The organism is Limisphaerales bacterium (genome assembly GCA_014382585.1).
Lineage (GTDB): Bacteria > Verrucomicrobiota > Verrucomicrobiia > Limisphaerales > UBA1100 > JACNJL01.
Genome location: JACNJL010000057.1, coordinates 109,161 through 127,139, shown reverse-complemented (window position 1 = coordinate 127,139; position 17,979 = coordinate 109,161). Strand labels below are relative to the sequence as shown.

The 17,979-nt window shown below is 53.6% G+C and carries 16 protein-coding genes and 1 tRNA gene; 10 read left to right on the top strand and 7 right to left on the bottom strand.

Annotation, left to right across the window (positions count from 1 at the left end):
* From H8E27_13115 to H8E27_13095, 5 genes are all read right to left on the bottom strand, one after another.
* Nucleotides 1-822 (bottom strand): ABC transporter ATP-binding protein (locus H8E27_13115; GenBank protein ID MBC8326555.1); only part of this gene is annotated, 822 nt, incomplete at its 3' end.
* Complete coding sequence (locus H8E27_13110) at nucleotides 819-1,736, bottom strand: class I SAM-dependent methyltransferase (protein MBC8326554.1); 918 nt, start codon at nucleotides 1,734-1,736, stop codon at nucleotides 819-821. The genes H8E27_13115 and H8E27_13110, both read right to left, overlap by 4 nt.
* Entirely contained in the window at nucleotides 1,733-2,749 is a 1,017-nt protein-coding gene (locus H8E27_13105) for a phytanoyl-CoA dioxygenase family protein (protein ID MBC8326553.1), read from the bottom strand. The genes H8E27_13110 and H8E27_13105 overlap by 4 nt, the downstream gene beginning before the upstream one ends.
* Nucleotides 2,749-3,624, bottom strand: a complete 876-nt coding sequence (locus H8E27_13100; GenBank protein MBC8326552.1) for a phytanoyl-CoA dioxygenase family protein — start codon at nucleotides 3,622-3,624, stop codon at nucleotides 2,749-2,751. The genes H8E27_13105 and H8E27_13100 overlap by 1 nt, the downstream gene beginning before the upstream one ends.
* Before the next feature lie 38 nt (nucleotides 3,625-3,662).
* Nucleotides 3,663-6,467, bottom strand: a complete 2,805-nt coding sequence (locus tag H8E27_13095; GenBank protein MBC8326551.1) for a DUF1553 domain-containing protein — start codon at nucleotides 6,465-6,467, stop codon at nucleotides 3,663-3,665.
* Nucleotides 6,468-6,751: 284 nt separating this feature from the next.
* Between H8E27_13095 and H8E27_13090 the strand changes: the two genes are divergently transcribed.
* Both H8E27_13090 and H8E27_13085 read left to right on the top strand, forming a co-directional pair.
* Nucleotides 6,752-7,105: a hypothetical protein gene (locus H8E27_13090; GenBank protein MBC8326550.1), complete on the top strand. Its 354-nt coding sequence runs from the start codon at nucleotides 6,752-6,754 to the stop codon at nucleotides 7,103-7,105.
* Nucleotides 7,098-7,676, top strand: a complete 579-nt coding sequence (locus H8E27_13085; GenBank protein ID MBC8326549.1) for a hypothetical protein — start codon at nucleotides 7,098-7,100, stop codon at nucleotides 7,674-7,676. Before H8E27_13090 ends, H8E27_13085 begins: the two co-directional genes overlap by 8 nt.
* 31 nt (nucleotides 7,677-7,707) lie before the next feature.
* On the opposite strand, the gene H8E27_13080 is transcribed toward H8E27_13085, so the two are convergent.
* Nucleotides 7,708-8,601 (bottom strand): type II secretion system protein, encoded by an 894-nt coding sequence (locus H8E27_13080; GenBank protein ID MBC8326548.1) that lies wholly within the window; start codon nucleotides 8,599-8,601, stop codon nucleotides 7,708-7,710.
* 99 nt (nucleotides 8,602-8,700) lie between these two features.
* On the opposite strand from H8E27_13080, the gene H8E27_13075 reads away from it, so the two are divergent.
* The 6 genes from H8E27_13075 to H8E27_13050 all read left to right on the top strand — a co-directional run bounded on the left by H8E27_13075 (nucleotide 8,701) and on the right by H8E27_13050 (nucleotide 15,562).
* The gene (locus tag H8E27_13075) at nucleotides 8,701-9,459 is read left to right on the top strand and encodes a response regulator transcription factor (GenBank protein ID MBC8326547.1); all 759 of its coding nucleotides are present in this window, start codon (nucleotides 8,701-8,703) and stop codon (nucleotides 9,457-9,459) included.
* Between the two features lie 9 nt (nucleotides 9,460-9,468).
* On the top strand, nucleotides 9,469-11,286 hold the full coding sequence (locus H8E27_13070; protein ID MBC8326546.1) for a HAMP domain-containing histidine kinase: 1,818 nt from the start codon (nucleotides 9,469-9,471) through the stop codon (nucleotides 11,284-11,286).
* A 52-nt stretch (nucleotides 11,287-11,338) separates the two neighbouring features.
* Entirely contained in the window at nucleotides 11,339-12,433 is a 1,095-nt protein-coding gene (locus H8E27_13065; GenBank protein MBC8326545.1) for a thioredoxin family protein, read from the top strand.
* On the top strand, nucleotides 12,426-13,172 hold the full coding sequence (locus H8E27_13060) for a hypothetical protein (protein MBC8326544.1): 747 nt from the start codon (nucleotides 12,426-12,428) through the stop codon (nucleotides 13,170-13,172). Before H8E27_13065 ends, H8E27_13060 begins: the two co-directional genes overlap by 8 nt.
* Nucleotides 13,173-13,250: 78 nt before the next feature.
* Nucleotides 13,251-14,624 (top strand): 3-deoxy-7-phosphoheptulonate synthase class II, encoded by a 1,374-nt coding sequence (locus tag H8E27_13055; protein ID MBC8326543.1) that lies wholly within the window; start codon nucleotides 13,251-13,253, stop codon nucleotides 14,622-14,624.
* On the top strand, nucleotides 14,621-15,562 hold the full coding sequence (locus H8E27_13050) for a DUF3108 domain-containing protein (GenBank protein MBC8326542.1): 942 nt from the start codon (nucleotides 14,621-14,623) through the stop codon (nucleotides 15,560-15,562). Before H8E27_13055 ends, H8E27_13050 begins: the two co-directional genes overlap by 4 nt.
* A 42-nt stretch (nucleotides 15,563-15,604) precedes the next feature.
* Here the strand turns inward: H8E27_13050 and ffh are convergent, their stop codons facing one another.
* Nucleotides 15,605-16,951: a signal recognition particle protein gene (ffh, locus tag H8E27_13045; GenBank protein MBC8326541.1), complete on the bottom strand. Its 1,347-nt coding sequence runs from the start codon at nucleotides 16,949-16,951 to the stop codon at nucleotides 15,605-15,607.
* Between the two features lie 141 nt (nucleotides 16,952-17,092).
* Between ffh and H8E27_13040 the strand changes: the two genes are divergently transcribed.
* Both H8E27_13040 and H8E27_13035 read left to right on the top strand, forming a co-directional pair.
* A tRNA-Tyr gene (locus H8E27_13040) sits at nucleotides 17,093-17,177 on the top strand.
* Between the two features lie 57 nt (nucleotides 17,178-17,234).
* Nucleotides 17,235-17,966, top strand: a complete 732-nt coding sequence (locus H8E27_13035; GenBank protein ID MBC8326540.1) for a hypothetical protein — start codon at nucleotides 17,235-17,237, stop codon at nucleotides 17,964-17,966.
* The last annotated feature ends 13 nt before the right edge of the window (nucleotides 17,967-17,979 follow it).

The following is a 17,979-nucleotide window of genomic DNA, read 5'->3' as shown; positions in this document are numbered from 1 at the left end:
ACCGTGCGCAGGAAGACCTCGGTGATCATCGCATCGATTTCTTTGACCGAAAGCTGTATTTCTTGATTTACTAAATAACAGATCATGGTATCGATTGACAACAAATTTGGGCTCCCCTGTTTCAAGTTGAACGCCCTTATCTAACAAGATCGCCTTTGAACAGTGGGTGACAATTTGCTCACTGGAGTGTGTTACTAATAATATGCTGGTTCCTCTTTCTTTGAGCTGGCGAAGACGTTCAAAGCATTTGGCCTGAAACTTCGCGTCGCCTACAGCCAAGGCTTCGTCAACTATTAGAATATCAGGATCTATTTGCGACTGAACGGCAAACGCAAGTCTCACCATCATCCCGCTGGAATAATTTTTTACCGGTTGGTCTAAAAAATTACCAATATCGGCGAACGATACGATATCATCAAATCGGTACGATATTTCTTGATTGGACAGGCCTATAATGGCTGCATTGATGTACACATTCTCACGACCAGTCAGTTCAGGATTAAATCCGCTCCCCAGTTCAAGAAGAGCAGCTATTCTGCCGTGTGTTTCCACATGACCACTGGAAGGTGTAAGTGTACCACTGACTATTTGCAATAATGTTGATTTGCCACATCCATTTGGACCGATTATGCCAACGGTTTCACCTCGTTTTACATCAAAGGAGACATCATTCAATGCTACAAATTCATCCCACAACGGCTTCGCATCCAAGCCTATATTGTTTTTTATATTAATAAAACTCTGCTTAAGTCTATCAAATGGTCTTCTATAGAGTTCGTATGTTTTTGAAACTCCCCGAACTGTAATGGGGATATCGTTCATTTTAGCTGACGGCCTTCATGAAACCCAAATGAAAGCCAATGAAATTTTGGACTCATTCCACTATTTTTGACATCTTCGTGTCTATCAAGATACAAATCCTCATCAAAATCGTCGGGGATTTGTTTTCTCTTCCTTAATATTAAAATATCTTGCAGAGACTTATTGTTGGCATAGCTATGGCCACGCCAATACCCACTTATTTGTTGAGTTATTACGAGATTATACGTTAAAAAAAGGTCTTCTAAAGTAGATCTTTCAAAACCAATAGCTGATTGAGGTCCATTATAGTCGTCTTCAACATAACTCTCATAATAATGAGTTGAATTTGGATTGAATGGAAAAGTTTCACTCGATCTCATAGAATTTTTCGCTTCAATATCGATAATGAATGTCGTTAAAAAGACCACACTGTCATCGTGCATACATGAAGAGATGTTTTTTAACACTTTCTGCGCTTCTACTATATTTAGATGACTAAAGAGGGAAAGAGCGAAAATAAAATCAGGCTTGCATTCTAAAAAATCAAAACGAGTATAATCGGATTTTGTCTTATCTTTTATTGTATATTTTTCATAATATTCATTCGCATCATCGACAAGAAAAAAAATGAAATTTTCATTTATTTTGGTAATGTATTTTTTTGCGAACTCAATAAATTCAGGAACCACATCGATGCCAAAGTATTTTAAATCATTCCTATCTTCCAATAAACCAATTGCCAAACGGCCGATTCCACACCCATAATCTAGAACTGTACTATTTTTTGGCATCTGAAGATGTCTTGCAACAAGATCTCTCCAATTTTTGGCAACGACAGCCGGATCACCTCCACCCGAAGTTTCGCTAAGGCTCTCACCGTATGAACTTTTTAGTATCTTTGAAAGATCACATATATTCTGCAGTGCATCGTTCATTTATACGATCTCCCTTCATATCGACCGTACAAAATATAGTGCGTTACGGGGTTGATTCCCCCGTCCCTTACATCTCGATGAAGAGATAAATATTTTTCTGCGTCGAAATCATTTGGTAACTTTCGATGTTGATCAATAAGAGACTGATAGCTAGCCCTGAATTCATCAACAACATTTTTACGAGAATCATGTAAATCATTACCTTGGTGACCTTCAATATTATCAAATCGTTGCTTAATGAAGCAATGTTGCTTATCTGAATCCATTGGGGAGTAATAGGTACAATTATTAAAATAATAGTGTGTTACTTGGCTGAACCTTGATTTGTTATAGTCCGTATGCTTACAACCACCATGAAGTAAATTGGCGGCCCAAATAATTATGTCCCCCTTTTTAGCTATAAATTTTTCTCTAGCTATACCGGCTGTTTGCACGAGTTCACGCCAAACCCCTTCATAGCTTTCTTGGTCAACTTTTTCCTCAACGAGCAGGTCAATTCCAAGATGTTCATTTTCAATAATTGGGAATTTATGAGATCCGGGATAAAATTCTAAGGGGCCTTGGCTTTCTCCAATATCCTCTAGTGCAAGCCATACCCCACACATGTAACGTTCAGGCATTGAATTAAAATGTGTTGCATCGCTATGAAAATGTTGTTCACTGCCATGTGTAAAATGTAGTGTTTGGAAAGGAAATGGATTTCTCCCATAGAGATATTTTAAGAGCTCTAGTAGTTTTGGATGATGGATGAATTCTTCAACAATCGAAACAGAGTCACGTAAATCTTGAATTCTTCTAGGTATATCTATTTTAAATTTTTCGCGAATTTCCTTTACCAAACGATCGGCAAAATCGGAAGTCGGTAACAGTTGATTTGCCTTTATTATTGTATAGCCATTTCTATTCATGTCTTCTGCGTAACGATAATATTGGTGTTCAGAATCAAATAATATGGGAAAAAATGGGCTTTCAATGTGAGGGATTCCTAATTCCTTGACTTGTTTGTTTGTCATTAATTTTTCTCCCCTTTATTATCAAACCGACCAAGTAACTCCACAGGCATGATTTTCTTGTGCATAAAATCGACTTTGTCGCCAACTTCAATTAAACGCCCTGAATAATTTTCGTAGTCCTTATTGGTTTCCCCTATGGGCTTATTGGGATTGAAAAAATAATCCATGTGTTTGATCGGCATGTTCTTCGGCGTGACGTGCATTACAAAACTGCGTCTAGTCTTTTCTTTGTTTAAGTGAGGAAGCCCGCCATGTAATGTCGCAGGATCCCAAACGATAACATCGCCTTTACTCACCTCACAAACAACAGTCTCTAAGCCAGCACTATTAGCAAATGAAACAAGCTCTTCATTGTATGCGTTAAATAATTCCGATGATGATGGGGGAACTGGCTCGTTAGGGTGATATTTCATTTTGAGCTTCTCCAAATTGGGCTCCCCTAACTTGTGACTTCCCTTTACGACTACCAGAGGTCCATTAGTATCATCGACATCATCTAAAGCCGCCCACACCCCCATGTATCCACTTTGGCTTCCTGAGAAAAAATAGGGTGTATCTCTATGTAATGGTTGTTGGCTGCCCAACTCAAAAAATAGTGACGTGTATAGCGTTGCTCTACCGAATTTGTCCGTTACCTCTGACGAACTCTCCATTGCCTCGACAAAAACATTTTTTAGAGGTGTTATGCAGTGATGAAAATTTACAACTCGTTGTAATAATCCATCTGCAAGCAAGCCTTCTTTTAGCAACATATGTTTATGTTTAGCCAAAAACTCATCAATAACGAGATTCGCGTTTTTTATGATATCTTGATTGATAGCTCCACGTATGATGCAAAAACCATTTCGCTCAAAGTTATGTCTATATTCTTCCATTTTTGATTTCCTTATTGAGTTTTGTTAAAAAGTTTCAGTTAGTGATTCACCATAAATTCTTTGGTGTTGAGCATCGCCCAAAGCAAATCGCGCACACCGGTAACGGCATCTTTTGCGGCGGCCACATCGGCCTTGGCGCTTTTCATTTCATCCGGCGAAGGATACCGACTCACCGTGCGCAGGAAGACCTCGGTGATCATCGCATCGATTTCTTTGACCGAAAGCTTTGCTTTTGGCGGCACGAGCTTGGCAATGCTTTTTTCGTAACCCGCAATCGTGCCCTGCATTTTTGCCATCGATTTCTGATATGTTTTAAGCCGCGCCTGAAACTGTTTGAGGAGGGCGGGGTCGTCGCCTTCGGGCTTGCGCGGCTTGTTGGCGGCGAAGCGTTTGGCACGGGTGCGCATTCCTTCCAAGGTACGGCGCATTTGCAGGGCCTTCGCGGCATTGGCGCGATCACTTGGGCTTTCGCCGTGGGCGACGCGCAATTCGCTGATCCAGCTGCTGCTGCCGCGTGCGGTTCCCTCGATGCGTGCGAGCATTTCCGGATCGTTCCGCGTAAAGATGGTTTGCAAGAGCGTGGGGCTGCTGGTGCGTTCACAGTCGCAATTATTTTCGCGCAACGGTTTGCCGAACAGCTGCAACATATACGCCGCGCCATTGCGGCCGCGATAGTTTGTGGTGCTGGCGCTGCCAATCATTCGGGTGTCCATATTGGTGACGAATTCCTCCACGCGGTCGTCGGAGGCGGTGGCTTGCATAATGGAATCGGCCACTACCTCGGCGGGCAACCGGCGGAGGACGTAGCGGCTAAAGTTTTTCTCATCCAACTTGTTGGTATCATTCACGCGCCACGAGCGTTGGTAGGTGTCGCTGTTCATAATTTCGCGGTGCACCCATTTCATGTCATAACCGCTCGCCACAAATCCTTTGGCGAGGTGATCCATCAACGCCTTGTTGCTGGGCGGGTTAGCGAGATTTAAGTCATCAGCCGGCTCCACGATGCCGCGGCCGAAGTAATGCGCCCATACGCGATTCACAAAGGCGCGTGCGAAATAGGGGTTTTCCGGTGCACGCAGCCATTCCATCAATGGCGCGCGCGGGTCTTTGTATTTGGCTCCCAAAACATCCTCACCGCCGAGCACGCGCGGGGTGATGACGCGCGCATTAAAGTCCGGGTTGCGCTTCCGGATTTTTTCAAGTTGCCGCTCGGTGTATTTGTTTTGCACCTGTTGGCGAATGTAAACCTCCTGCCACGGGATGGGTTTGCCGGCTTTGATGCGCTTTTCAATAATGGGCCGCAGGAGACGGTTCAGATTTTGCTTGGGATCGTTGCGATCGTAATCCGCTTCCTTCCGCAACTCGGCAGTGAGCGTGCGGTAATCCATATTGCCTTTTCCCTCGCTCCGGTTATTGGTGCCGGAAATGATCGGGGTGAAGAAGGCTTGGAAGGATTTGAAATCCTGCTGGGTCCATTGGTCAAACGGATGTTTGTGGCAGTTGGCGCACTGAATGCGCACGCCGAGGAAACTGTACGCGAAGGCCATGGCTTTGGCTTCGGGTTGGCGGAGGTTTCGGCGCGCCCAGAAGAAGGGCATATTTTTGCGATCCTCAAAGTCTTTCGGATTTTTGTCGCGGAAATAACTACCCATTTCTTCGCACATTTCTTCGAAGGTTTGGTCGGGTGAGGTGCGGGTGGAACCCATCACGATGCCTTCGACGATCTTATCGTACGAGACATTTTCCGCCACACGATGCTCAAGCCAATCGTACCACATCCCGCTGAGGTTGGCGTCACGCGGAAGGTTATTAACGCGGATTTGTTGCGGGCTGTTGCCGGTGAAATCGCTGAGCTTCGTGGCCCACCACGCGGCGTACGCAGGGCGCTGGAGGAGTTGATTGATTTTCTTCGTGCGCTTGTCTTCGGATTTATCGGCGAGGAATGTTTTGACTTCATCGGAAGTCGGCAATGTGCCGGTCACATCCAGCGTGACGCGCCGTAAAAATTCGGTGTCCGTGCAGGTCTCCGAAGGGACGAGGCCCACCTTGCGCAGCTTGTCCACCACCAACGCGTCCACCTTCGTGGGCGTCATCACTTTTGGATAATCTTTGCCCACCAAATGGCTGACCGGCAGCATCACCGGCACCGGCACCACGCCGTTGTCGTAAAATGCCACCACGTGCGAATCGCCTTTGCCTTTGATTTCCACGCGCCCGCCCTCGTGCGCCTCAGCCACGCTCTCGTCATTCGTGCGGAACCGCGTGAACTCGGTCACATCCTCCACCGTGCCGTCGGCCCAATGCGCGAGTACTTTGAGTTGGATGCTTTCACCGGCCTTGCGGGCGACGATTTCTTTCGGGAAAATTTCCAACCGATCAAACGCGCCTGTTTCAGCGACGTCCAGCTTCGCGCCTTCCTGAATCCATTTCAGCATTAGGTTATGTTCCCAACTGCCTTCCTCATAAATCTCGCCGCCCTTGTGCTTGATTTGTTTCAGCGGTTTTTGGATGAACAAACTTTTCGCCGGGTTTTCCATATCCACACGGATATCATCCTTCGTGTCGTTGGTAATGGCGGTGTGATCCTTTTTGAAATCATAACCAAAGAGCGAAAGCTGAAATCCACCGCGTCCCTGAAACGATCCGTGGCACTCGCGCCCACTGCAGCCGAGCTTGCTGGCGAGCGGCACCACGTGCCGACGGAAGCTGGGATTCTCCGCGTCTTCAATCTTGCCGCCAAAGCGCTGCTCGGCCGTGGGGAGTTTTTCTTTGGCTTCCGTTGCCATCGCAGGCAAACACACCGCGACTGCGGCCATTGTGAAAAAGAGATTCCGAATTTTCATGGTGCTGGAAATTGGACGCCTTTGTGGCGCCGCAATTCAACTATTAATCTGGCGAACGATGCCAAAACGGTGAAAAACGATCAAGTCCGAATTGGACTGTATTTCACTAAAAAAAGGCAGATTTCCGCGGGTGCTCAGCCCATGATTTTCCACAAAGCCACACAAAAGCCGACCAACGCAAAAATTGCGATCGCCGCCATAATCACATCAAATGAGTTAGGCTTGTTGGATTTAGTCATTCAACCTCCCGGAGAGGCGCGGAGTGAACGCGAAATGATCCACGGATGTCAACTCCGATTTTCAAAAACAAGTATTTGCAATCACAAGCGAGAGCGGGAGAATGGGCGGCATGTGTGCTGAATCTCCAGAAAACCCAAACTGATGACCCACCGGAAAAACACATTTTTTGCCATATTTCGCTAAATTTTCGGTTTTTTCTGAATTATTCGCACCATTTTGCTTTTTCTATGTTACTGGCACTACATTTGCTGCGTCAACACCACTGTGAAACCCGTGTACTCTATAAAGAGCGCTGTCTTGGCGCTGAGTGGCCTTTGCTTGATTTGCATTTTCAACGGCTGCAAATATTTGCCATGGCAAGAAACGGCGGAAACGGCCCCACTCCCGGCGGTGCTTGATGTGCCACCCGCGCCGGTTGGGCCGGTTGGGCCGGCGACGCCCGCAGCAACGCCACCGGCGGAGGTCACGCCGTTGATTCCCGCGGTAAGTGCGAATTTAAACATCCCTCAAACCGAACCCGCGGGGCCGGGGAACCTCGCCCCCATCGCGCCGCATCATCCCATCCCGCCCGTGTTGCCAGCGGTACTAGAGCCTCCCCTAAACCCTGGCGCCACGGTTGGAGCCCCGCTATGGGTCGGCAGCGTAACACGCAGTCAGGCGGACCTCCTGTTTTATCAAGCGGGTGATCCAAAGCCATTCACCGGCAGCACTACTTTGTTGCACGAAAACGGCGCACGCAAATTTGACGGCGCATTCAAGGAAGGCCGCCGCGAAGGCGAAGGCATGGAATGGTTCCCCAATGGTAAGCTCCGCTACGAAGGAGTGTTCAAGCACGATCGCCTGTTTGAAGGCTACGCATTTTGGTACTATATAGATTCCGGCGCGCTCAAGATGCGGGCGGATTACGTGAAAGGCCGACTCATCCGCGGCAGGCACTGGGATCGAAACGGTGATTTGTTTCGGTACTGAAACCCTCTCCCCCGCTCACTGTTCACTCAACCTATTTCCCGGGTACCACGGGAGGATCCATATCACGATCTTCGCCGCTGAAGTAACGGTTGCTTGCACCCCCATCATTGAGAAACTTGCCGGATTCATCCTGCACATAGCCAAGCTCTTTGGGCGTTTGGGCCGAGACGGCTCCGTCGAGGAAAGCCACAATCGCGCGGCCGTTCAGGCAGGGATCTACCGCCGTGCGCGGGCTGCCGGGGTCGCCCGTGCCAATGTCGGACCGGGTAGTGAGGCGCGGAGGATCCAGCGACCAGCCGTGATTCCCCCAACTGCTGTAACTCCCGCCGCTATTGACGTATGCGGTGCGATCTTTTTCTGAAAAACCCGCCGCCGTGCCCATGCAAGTGCCACCCAATACGGTGCTGGAAAAATTAACGATGGAGGCGCTGTACACCGGATAGTTATGAAACTCCCCGTTGCTCTTGCGGCCGTTGCCGAGGAATTGGTGGTTATAGCCAAAGGCGTAATTGCGCTCATCCTTCCACGTCGGCCGGAGCGGATTGATGTAAACCGGGTTGTCATAATCCTGCCGGTCGCTGGTGGTCAGCGGTTTATCAAACGCATAAACCCCCACATGCATTCCCATGAAAGCCACCCACCGCGGGCGGTACTTCATTCCATTACCCACTTCGTACCAGTTCTTTGGATTAGTTTTGCCGCCGAATTCTTTGGCAAACCGGCCCGGCATCATCAGGTCATCATTTTCATCCACATACATTTGCCAACCGGCGGAGAGATTTTTAAAATTATTGATACACACAACCCCGCGCGCCTTAGTCTTGGCCTTCGCCAAAACGGGCAGCAACATCGAGGCGAGGATGCCGATGATGGCGATGACCACCAGCAATTCAATCAAGGTAAATCCCGATGTGCGCGGGCGCATTGTTGTGTCCGAAGTTACGTTCATAAAGGGCGCAGCTTAGGCAGGCTATGTTAACAAATTATTTCCAGCGGACGGGAAAATTGTTAAGATTGAGTAAAGATGAACGCTTTTGATCTTGAACCCGCGCATCCTCCCGCCGTGAATGCCTCAAAAAATGCCGGCCGGCGTTTGTTGATCATCGATGATGATCCGAAGCTCTGCCGGTTAATCGGCAAATATCTCGGGCCGTTGGGCTACGAGGTGAAAGCCGTTCACACGGGCCCCAAAGGCTTGCAATGCGCCTTGGAGTGGGTGCCCGACGCGATATTGCTCGACGTGATGCTGCCGGAAATGGACGGTTTCGAAATACTCAAAGGCATCCGGCGCGAATCCAACGTGCCTGTGCTGATGCTCACCGGACGCGGAGAGGAAACCGACCGCGTGGTGGGCCTTGAACTGGGCGCCGATGATTATATGCTCAAAACCCTTTCCCCGCGCGAAATGCTCGCCCGCCTGCGCGCGGTGATGCGCCGCGCTTCAGCCCCGGCCCAAGCCCACAACACTCCCGAAGCAATCGGCGAATTGAGCAATGGCCCCTTGCGGCTACGGCCCGATTCACGCACCGCAGCGCTCGGCGATCAACCCCTGCAGCTCACGGCGCTGGAATTCGATCTACTCAGCACGCTAATGAAATCCGCCGGACGCGTTTGCACGCGCGAGCAACTCCTCTCAGCCATCGCCGACCGCGAGCATGAGGTGTTCGACCGCTCCATCGACGTCCACATCTGCGCCCTGCGCCAAAAACTCGGTGACAATCCAAAAAAACCAAACTATATCCGCACCGTACGTTCGGTGGGCTACCTGATGATCGAGCACTAACCCGCCACTATGCGCACGATTCGATTTCGCGACACGTTACTCGCCCGCATTCTTGGCGGATTTTTGCTGAACCTCATTTTGGTGGGCGCAGGCTTGTGGGGGCTGTACCGGTTTCAAATGGGCCCCGCCTCCCCGCTCGCGGGATTATCCGAGGAGCGCGTGCGCCACGCCGCCGCGGCCTTGAGCGATCAACTCATCAGCGCGCCACGCACCCATTGGCTGCAAATCGTCCAACGCCACAGCGAACGGCACCGGGTGGAATTTCATCTATGCCACGCGCACGGCGGCTCGTTGTTGGAGGATGATTTTCAGGCCGACGATGCGGTGCAAACATTATTAAATGAATCCTTTTCGCCCGTAGCCGTTTCGCCCGTGCGCCGGCATCTTACGCGCCAATTCGAATCCCTCCATCTTTCACCCGAACAACTCGGCCAAATTGAAACCATTTGGCTCGAAAGCCTCCGTCAATTTCGCCAAACCCCCGACCCCCAAGCCGCGGTGGAGGCCTACAACACCCGAGTGCGCGCCGTGCTTTCTGACCACCAACGCACGCAGTTTGCCGCGTTGGCACCGCGCCATTTGCATCCGCTCATCGCCACCACGCCCACCACGCCGGCGGAATGGCTACAGCAGGCCGATCGCGACGCCAACGGCGAACTCAATGCCGCCGAACTCGCCACCGTGCTGAACGCCTACGCCCCGCCCACGCCACAACCCGCCGTCACCCAGTCGCTGCCAGTCGTGCGACCGGCAGTGTTCACACGATCCGTGCCGGGGAAACGCCAGGTGTGGGCCGCACTGGAAATCCCCGTGCGCGTGCCCGGCACCGGCCCGCCATTTTCATCGTGGGACGTTGCCGACCTGCGCGCCGCGCCCGATCATTCGCGCTACAACGCGATCCTGCTGATGGCCAGTAACCCCATGGACAGTGGCAGCTTTTTCGCTGAACCGTGGCCGTGGCTCACCATTCTGTTGTTGGTGCTCGGGCTCTCGATTTTATTTTGGCTCCCGTTGGTGCGGCGCATCACGCGGCCACTAGCGGAAGTCACAGACCTCACCGAGCAAATTGCCGAAGGCCGTTTTCAAAATCGCGTGGGACTTGAGCAACGGGGTGAAATCGGACGGCTCGCCCACGCGGTCGATCAAATGGCCGAGCGCCTGCAGGGATTAGTCGGCGGCCAGCGCCGGTTCCTCGGCGACGTGGCTCACGAATTATGCGCGCCACTGGCTCGAGTGCAAATGGCCCTCTGCGTGCTCGCCCAAACCGCCTCGCCGGAGCAACAGGAAGAACTCACCGATCTACAGGAAGAGGTAGAACAAATGGCCGCGCTGGTGGATGAGCTTTTGTTTTTCACCCGCACCGGCGCGCACACTGAGCCTCGGCTGGAGCCCGTGCCGCTGCGAGATTGTGTGGAACAAGCCCTGTGCCGCGAAGCCCCCGGACTATCGCACCACATCGACGTGCCCGAAGCGATGCACGTGAACGCCGCACCCGACCGCCTCGCCCGCGCGCTGGGCAATCTCGCCCGCAATGCCGAACAATACGCCCAAACCGGCGGCACGCTGGAGGTGCGGGCACAGCGGCAAGGTGACGCCGTCGAACTCACATTCGCCGATCGTGGCCCGGGCGTATCCGCCGAAAATCTCCCCCAACTATTCGACCCGTTTTACCGGCCGGAAATTTCCCGATCGCCCGACACCGGCGGCACCGGCCTCGGCTTGGCCATCGTAAAAAGCACGGTGGAATCGTGCGGCGGCACCGTCCGCTGCCGCATCCGCAACGGGGGCGGACTGGAATTCACATTACGGCTCTCGGCGGTGGATTAGTGGTGGATGAATCACAGTCGACAACCCCGGCCCGGCACCGTAGCTTTTCCCAGTGCACCCGATTTGGGCCCACACGATGTTGCCGCTGCTCGCCACTCTGTTGGTGATGGCGGGGTGTGGACGCAAACAAACCCCCTCGGCACCTCCCCCAGAACCCGCGTCTCCCAAGCCGGCCTCGCCATTGCCTTCCGCTGACGAAAAGGCACTTCAACAACTCGGCCAACAAGTCTTCGACGCGTTTAAGCAAGGTGATGCCGCGAAGTTTCAAGCCCTCACCGTCGCCGGCCTGACCGCACCCGAACTGGAAACCGCCCTGCGCACCGTGCGTGCAAAGGAAGCGCGCCAATACATCGCCCGGCTCGAAGCCATCCCGGTGGACAAACGCAACGCGCTGCAACTTGACACGCTACGTCTGTCCAAGGCGTTTCTGGCCAACCCCAAAACCGCGTTCGCCACCGAATGGCCCGCGATGCAAACGCTCGTCAGCGAATTAAGCAAATCGCAATTAACGTTTTTTCATCACCACACCACCACCAACGCTCCGCTGGATTGGGCCCAAGCGGGCAAGCCTGCCGTGGTGCTTTCCATAAACCCGCAAACCGATCTCATCCTGCCCGAGGCGCGGGTGGACCTGATGTTCAGCGCCGGCGGCAAGAGCTATCGGCTACAGCTTTCCAACTGCGCCAAACTGCCCGGGCAACGCTGGCGCGTCGCCGAAGAACTGCGCTTCATCGACCTCACCGCCGAGGCCGCCACCGAGAAGGATTGGGGCACCGACCTCCCCGCCGCCCTCAAGCAGGCCCGCGCTGAGGGCAAGCGTGTGCTGCTCGAATTCACCGGCTCGGACTGGAACCCTTCCTGCATCGCGCTGCACGACCGCGTGCTGACGCAACCGGGGTTTCGCGATTGGGCCGCCCAAAAGCTCGTGCTCGTGCGCGCCAATTTCCCGCGTCACACCTCCCCGCCCAAGGCGCAGGCCGACGCCAATAAATTGCTCGTTCACAAATACGCCGTCCAGGGGTTTCCCACCTTCCTGTTACTCAATGCCGACGGCACAGTGCTCCACCGCATTGAGGGCTACGACAATGAAGATGTCCTCGTGTGGGTGGGGGCATTAAAAAAGAAACTCAATCCAGAAAATGAATAGGATTATTTTTTATCCCATCGCGCTGTGCGGCGCGTTGCTGCTGGCCGCCGCCTGCGGCGACTCCACTCCTCCCAAGCCCGCCCCCCCCAAAGGTGGGAAGGCCAATTCCCTAACCGCGCCGGTGAATCCGCACAAATCGCCCGAGGCACTCGCACGGAAATTTCACGAATCGCTCTCCGCCAACGACGCCATCCAAATGATGCACCTCTCGATGCTGGGCGCGCCCACCAATGCGTGGATGGAGTTCACCGGAAAAATGTATCAGCACTCCAGTCAGTTGCTCGCGAAAAATTTAGCCGACCTTCAGGAGGCCAAGCCGCGCGAAGAACGCACTGACGCCGAACAAACGCGCATTTTCAACCTCATGGCTCAACGCCGCCAAATGGATCTTGCCTTCACCAACAGCCTCAAACGACTGACCATCGAGCTGCCCGAAATGCGCGAAAAATTCCTGCAACGCGGCTTTCTCGATGTGGTGCTGCAATTCAAGAACGCCGGACTGGATCCCGCGCAGCTCACGGTATCGCGCGTGGATACCTCAACACTCACCGATCAATATCAGGGCATCGAGATGCACGGCGGGCCGGTGACCGTTTGGTTTGCCAAAGGCGCCACACCACTGAACATCACGCTCACCCTTGTCCTCGCCAAGGTATCTGATCACGGCTGGGTGTTCGTGCAGGATCCCAAAGTCAACCTCCCCCCCGTACAAGGCCCGGTGCCCGAGCCGAGCCCGTAATGTCGACCGGGCCACCGAGCCGAGCGACAACACCAATTAATCTCGCCCCACACCCGCCCACGCGGTATAGCCTACGCCGTGAATCACACCGCCACCCACTGGACCCCCGCCTCGTGGCGCGCCCAGCCCATTCAGCAACAGCCGCCCTGGCCCAATGCCGGCGCATTGCAAGCTGCACTGGACGAAGTACGCGCTCTGCCGCCTTTGGTGAACCACGGCGAAGTCGATGCCCTTCGCGCCCACCTCGCCGAGGCCGCCCGCGGTAAGGCGTTTCTGCTCCAAGGCGGCGATTGCGCCGAGCGTTTTGCCGACTGCACAAAGAGCGCCATCGAGGCGAAGCTGAAAATCCTGTTGCAAATGTCCCTCGTCCTCACATGGGGCGCACGCATTCCAATCATCCGTGTGGGCCGGATGGCAGGCCAGTTTGCCAAGCCGCGCAGCAGCGACACGGAAACAGTTGACGGAATCGAAATGCCAAGCTACCGCGGCGACAACGTAAACGCCATCACGCCCGACCTCGCCGCGCGCCGGCCGGATCCGAAACGGCTTGTGAAGGCGTACCATCTCTCCGCCGCCACGCTGAATTACGCGCGCGCGCTGGTCGATGGCGGCTTTGCCGATTTGCATCATCCGCAACATTGGGACCTCGGCTTTGTGCGCAGCCAATCGCATCGCGCCGAGTACGAAGATATGGTTGAGCGCATTCGCGATGCCATTGATTTTCTGGAATCCACCGGCGTGCGCGGCACCGGCGCGCTACGAACGGTTGAATTATTTTCGTCGCACGAAGGGTTGCTGCTCGATTACGAGGAAGCGCTTACCGAAAAAGTCGGCGACCGCCACTACAACCTCGGCGCGCATTTTCTCTGGATCGGCGATCGCACGCGCAACCTTGGCGACGCGCATCTCGAATACTTTCGCGGCATCGAGAACCCAATCGGCATCAAAGTCGGCAAACAAATGCAGCCGAACGAATTGGTCGAAATCATCAACGCCGTGGAACCCGCCAATCGCCCCGGCCGCATCACGCTCATCTCGCGCATCGGCGCGGCCGATGTGCGCGAAGCGTTGCCGCCACTCATCGCCGCCGTGCGCGAGGCCGGCCAAAAAGTCGCGTGGTCGTGCGACCCCATGCACGGCAACACCACCACCACTGAGAGCGGATTGAAAACCCGCGACTACGATTGCATTCTTGCAGAACTCGAGGCCGCCTTCGAACTCCACGCCGCCGATGGCGGCCAACTCGCCGGCGTACATTTTGAGCTCACCGGCGAAGATGTCACCGAATGCACCGGCGGCCCGCAGGAACTTTCCGAGGCCGATCTCTCGCGCAGTTATGAAACCTACTGCGATCCCCGCCTCAATTACGCCCAAAGCCTCGAGCTCGCCCTCCGCATCGCGCAGCGTTTGCAATCCCGCCGCACCGCAGGAACGGCAACGCCTAACCGATGAAACGCGGCGCCCTCATCGGCATCATCGTGTTTAGCAGCGCCGGCTGCCTGTGGCTGCTGCTCGCGTGGCTGAGCATCACGGAAAGCACTTATCGTCAACCCGCCATCTCGCGCGCAGAAGCCAAGGCTGTTGCCGCCCCACAAGGCATTTATCAGCCGGAACATTTCACCGATGGAGAGATGAGTGCCTATAAGATTCGCCTTGAGAACGGATTCCTCGTGCTACCAGCCGGCAAAGTCACCTTTGCTGTCCGGAAGCTGGATCGCAATGGGATGGCGCTGTGGGAATTCACCCTCAAGGGCGGCGCAATCGGCGGGTTGATACACTATGATGCCACTTCCATCGTTAATGCCAGCTTCACCCATTCCCGCGAATATCACACCGTCCAGTCCGATCTTTCCTCGCGCAAGGTGGACCTTGCCTTTGATGAAAAAAACCGCGTCTGCAAACGCACGCTCGATGGACATCCTGACGGCCAAGTAGTCACCGAAATGGAAACACTTGATCCGCTCAGCATCATTTTCAAATTTCGCGAAATGAATCTCGCCGCTGCCAGCAAATTCTCCAGTGCCGTGAGCGATGGTAAGGCCACCTTTCCGGTCACGGTCAACGTGGTCGGCAAACAAGCGATTAAGATCGGCGGCCAAGCCTACCACACCATTCTCGTGGAGCCGGATCTCGGCAATTTTCGTGGCATCTTTAAGAAGAATCCTAACGCCAAGCTGCAAATCTGGCTCAGCGACGACGCCCATCGAATACCTCTCCGCATCAAGACCAAGATCAAACACGGCACCTTCATTGCCGAACTGGAAAAATATCAACGCCCCAGGCAGCCCAATTCACCCTCCGCCGTGGCAACCACGTCCCGCCTCATCAAGCTCATCATCAGCGGCGCCGTATTTATCTTCCTCGTCGGTTTTTTCTTACGAAGGAATTAAATCAATATGAAGGACTTGCCCCGAATGAGTCAGCAAATGCATCTACCGGCCCATCAACCCGCCGAGGCCGCCGCCTCCCATTTTGGCTAGCATCTTTTGCATTTTACCCATTTTTTTCATCATCTGCTGCATCTCGAAAAATTTGTTGAGCACGCCGTTCAGTTCAGAAACTTTCACGCCTGTCCCGGTGGCGATGCGTTTGCGGCGGCTGGCATTTAAGATGTTCGGGTTGCGCCGTTCCTGAATCGTCATTGCGCAAATCAATGCCTCCATTCGGCTCATTTCTTTTTGGCCTTTATCGAGGTCCGCACCCTTCATCGCCTGATCGCCGCCGGGCAACATCCCCACAATATTTTCCAGCGGCCCCATCTTTTTCATTGCGCGCATTTGCTCCAAAAAATCCTCCAGCGTGAAATTGCCTTTGCGCATTTTTTCTTCCATACGCTTGGCTTCATCTTCATCAATCGCCTCGGCGGCTTTTTCAACGAGGCTCACCACATCGCCCATCCCCAAAATGCGACCGGCCATTCGCTCGGGATGGAACGCTTCAAATTCATCAAGCTTCTCACCAAGGCCCACAAATTTGATGGGCTTGCCAGTGACACTTTTCATCGACAACGCCGCGCCACCGCGCGCGTCGCCATCGAGCTTAGTAAGAATAGACCCGGTGATGCCCAGCGCTTCATCAAAATGCGTGGCCACGCTGACCGCTTCCTGTCCGGTGGCCGCATCGAGCACCAGCAAAATTTCCTGCGGCTTGATGATGCCTTTGAGGTCGACCAATTCCTGCACCAGATTTTCATCAATCTGCAAACGACCCGCCGTATCAAAAATCAATACATTGCACGCCTGTGCCCGCGCCGCCTCCAGCGCGGCCTTCGCGATTTTGCTCACATCCTTTTCGCCTTTGAGTGCCACCACCGGCACGTCCACCTGTTGGCCGAGTGTTTCGAGCTGCTCCATCGCCGCCGGCCGATAGACATCCGCCGCCACGAGCATCGGCTGCCGCCCTTGTTTTTTGAGCAACTTGGCGAGCTTACCACTGGAAGTCGTCTTGCCCGCACCGTGCAGCCCCACCATCATCAGGCAGCTCGGGTTGCCGCCGGTTTCGAGTTGGGCATTGGTGTCGCCGAGCAACGTGACCAGCTCGTCGTGAATGATTTTAACAATCTGCTGCCCTGGCTGCACACTGGCGAGCACCGCTTCGCCCAGCGATTTTTCCTTCACGCTGGCGATGAACCCCTTGGCCACCTTGAAATTGACATCCGCCTCCAACAAGGCCAGCCGCACCTCACGCAAGGATTCGGCGACATTCTCCTCGGAGATTTTGCCCAACCCGCGCAGATTTTTGAACGCGCCCTGTAATTTACCGCTGAGAGTATCGAACATCGGCGCGCAACTTAGATCCCGCGCGCGGCGAAGGCAAGCACGGCAGCTCGGAACACCGTGCCCGATAGGGTGCCTGATGGGGCCGGAGGATTTGGGGTTGTCACACCCAAAGCTTTCCACTAGGTTTCCCGCCCTCCGAGTGGGAGGATACCGAAGCGGTCAAACGGGGCAGACTGTAACTCTGCTGGCTATGCCTTCACAGGTTCGAATCCTGTTCCTCCCACCATTTTCTTTTTGCTCCCAATTGCCGATTGAAAAGGTACTTTTGACGAAACAAAATTTTATGTCCGACAATAGCTCAGAAAAAAAAGCGCCGCCGGATCCTTTGGTTGTGGCGGTGGCGGAGCATGATGGGAATTTGGCGATGGGGGTGCGGGCGATTGCGCGGCGGGTTGAGACGAATGAGGACGCCGAGACAAATTTGTTGTTTATCCGTTACAATGTGCGCGTGGGCGATGAGGGGTTTAAATTGCTGGGGCAGTTGGAGCATCTAGAAGTGCTCGATGCTACGGATTGCGCCCTCACGAACAAAGGTCTCAAATCGATCGGTGAACTGACGAGGCTACGGGAGTTGATTCTCGATATCACCGAGGTGGGCGATGATGGACTGGCGCATCTTTCCAAAATGGAATGCCTCAGCCGCCTTTCGCTTTCGGCCACGCGCGTGACGGATGTCGGCCTGCAGCATCTCACCAATATGCACAACCTGCAGTCGCTCAATCTTTCCAACACCAGCGTGACCCACCGGGGACTACGGCATTTGAAGAATCTTTATAACCTCACCCATCTCGATCTCGGAGAAAACAACATCCGCGATGACGGAGTGGAGCATCTCTCCAAACTGGTGAATCTTGAAAGCCTCACGCTGAATTACAACCGCATCTCCGATGAAGGCGCCAAGTGGCTCAAGGGATACGACTTTCTGAAGTTTCTAAATATAAAAGGAAATTTCATCACTGACCGAATGGTCGCCGATCTCATTGAGTCGATGCCTCAAGCGACGATCAACCGCTAGAGCGGCTCCCCCT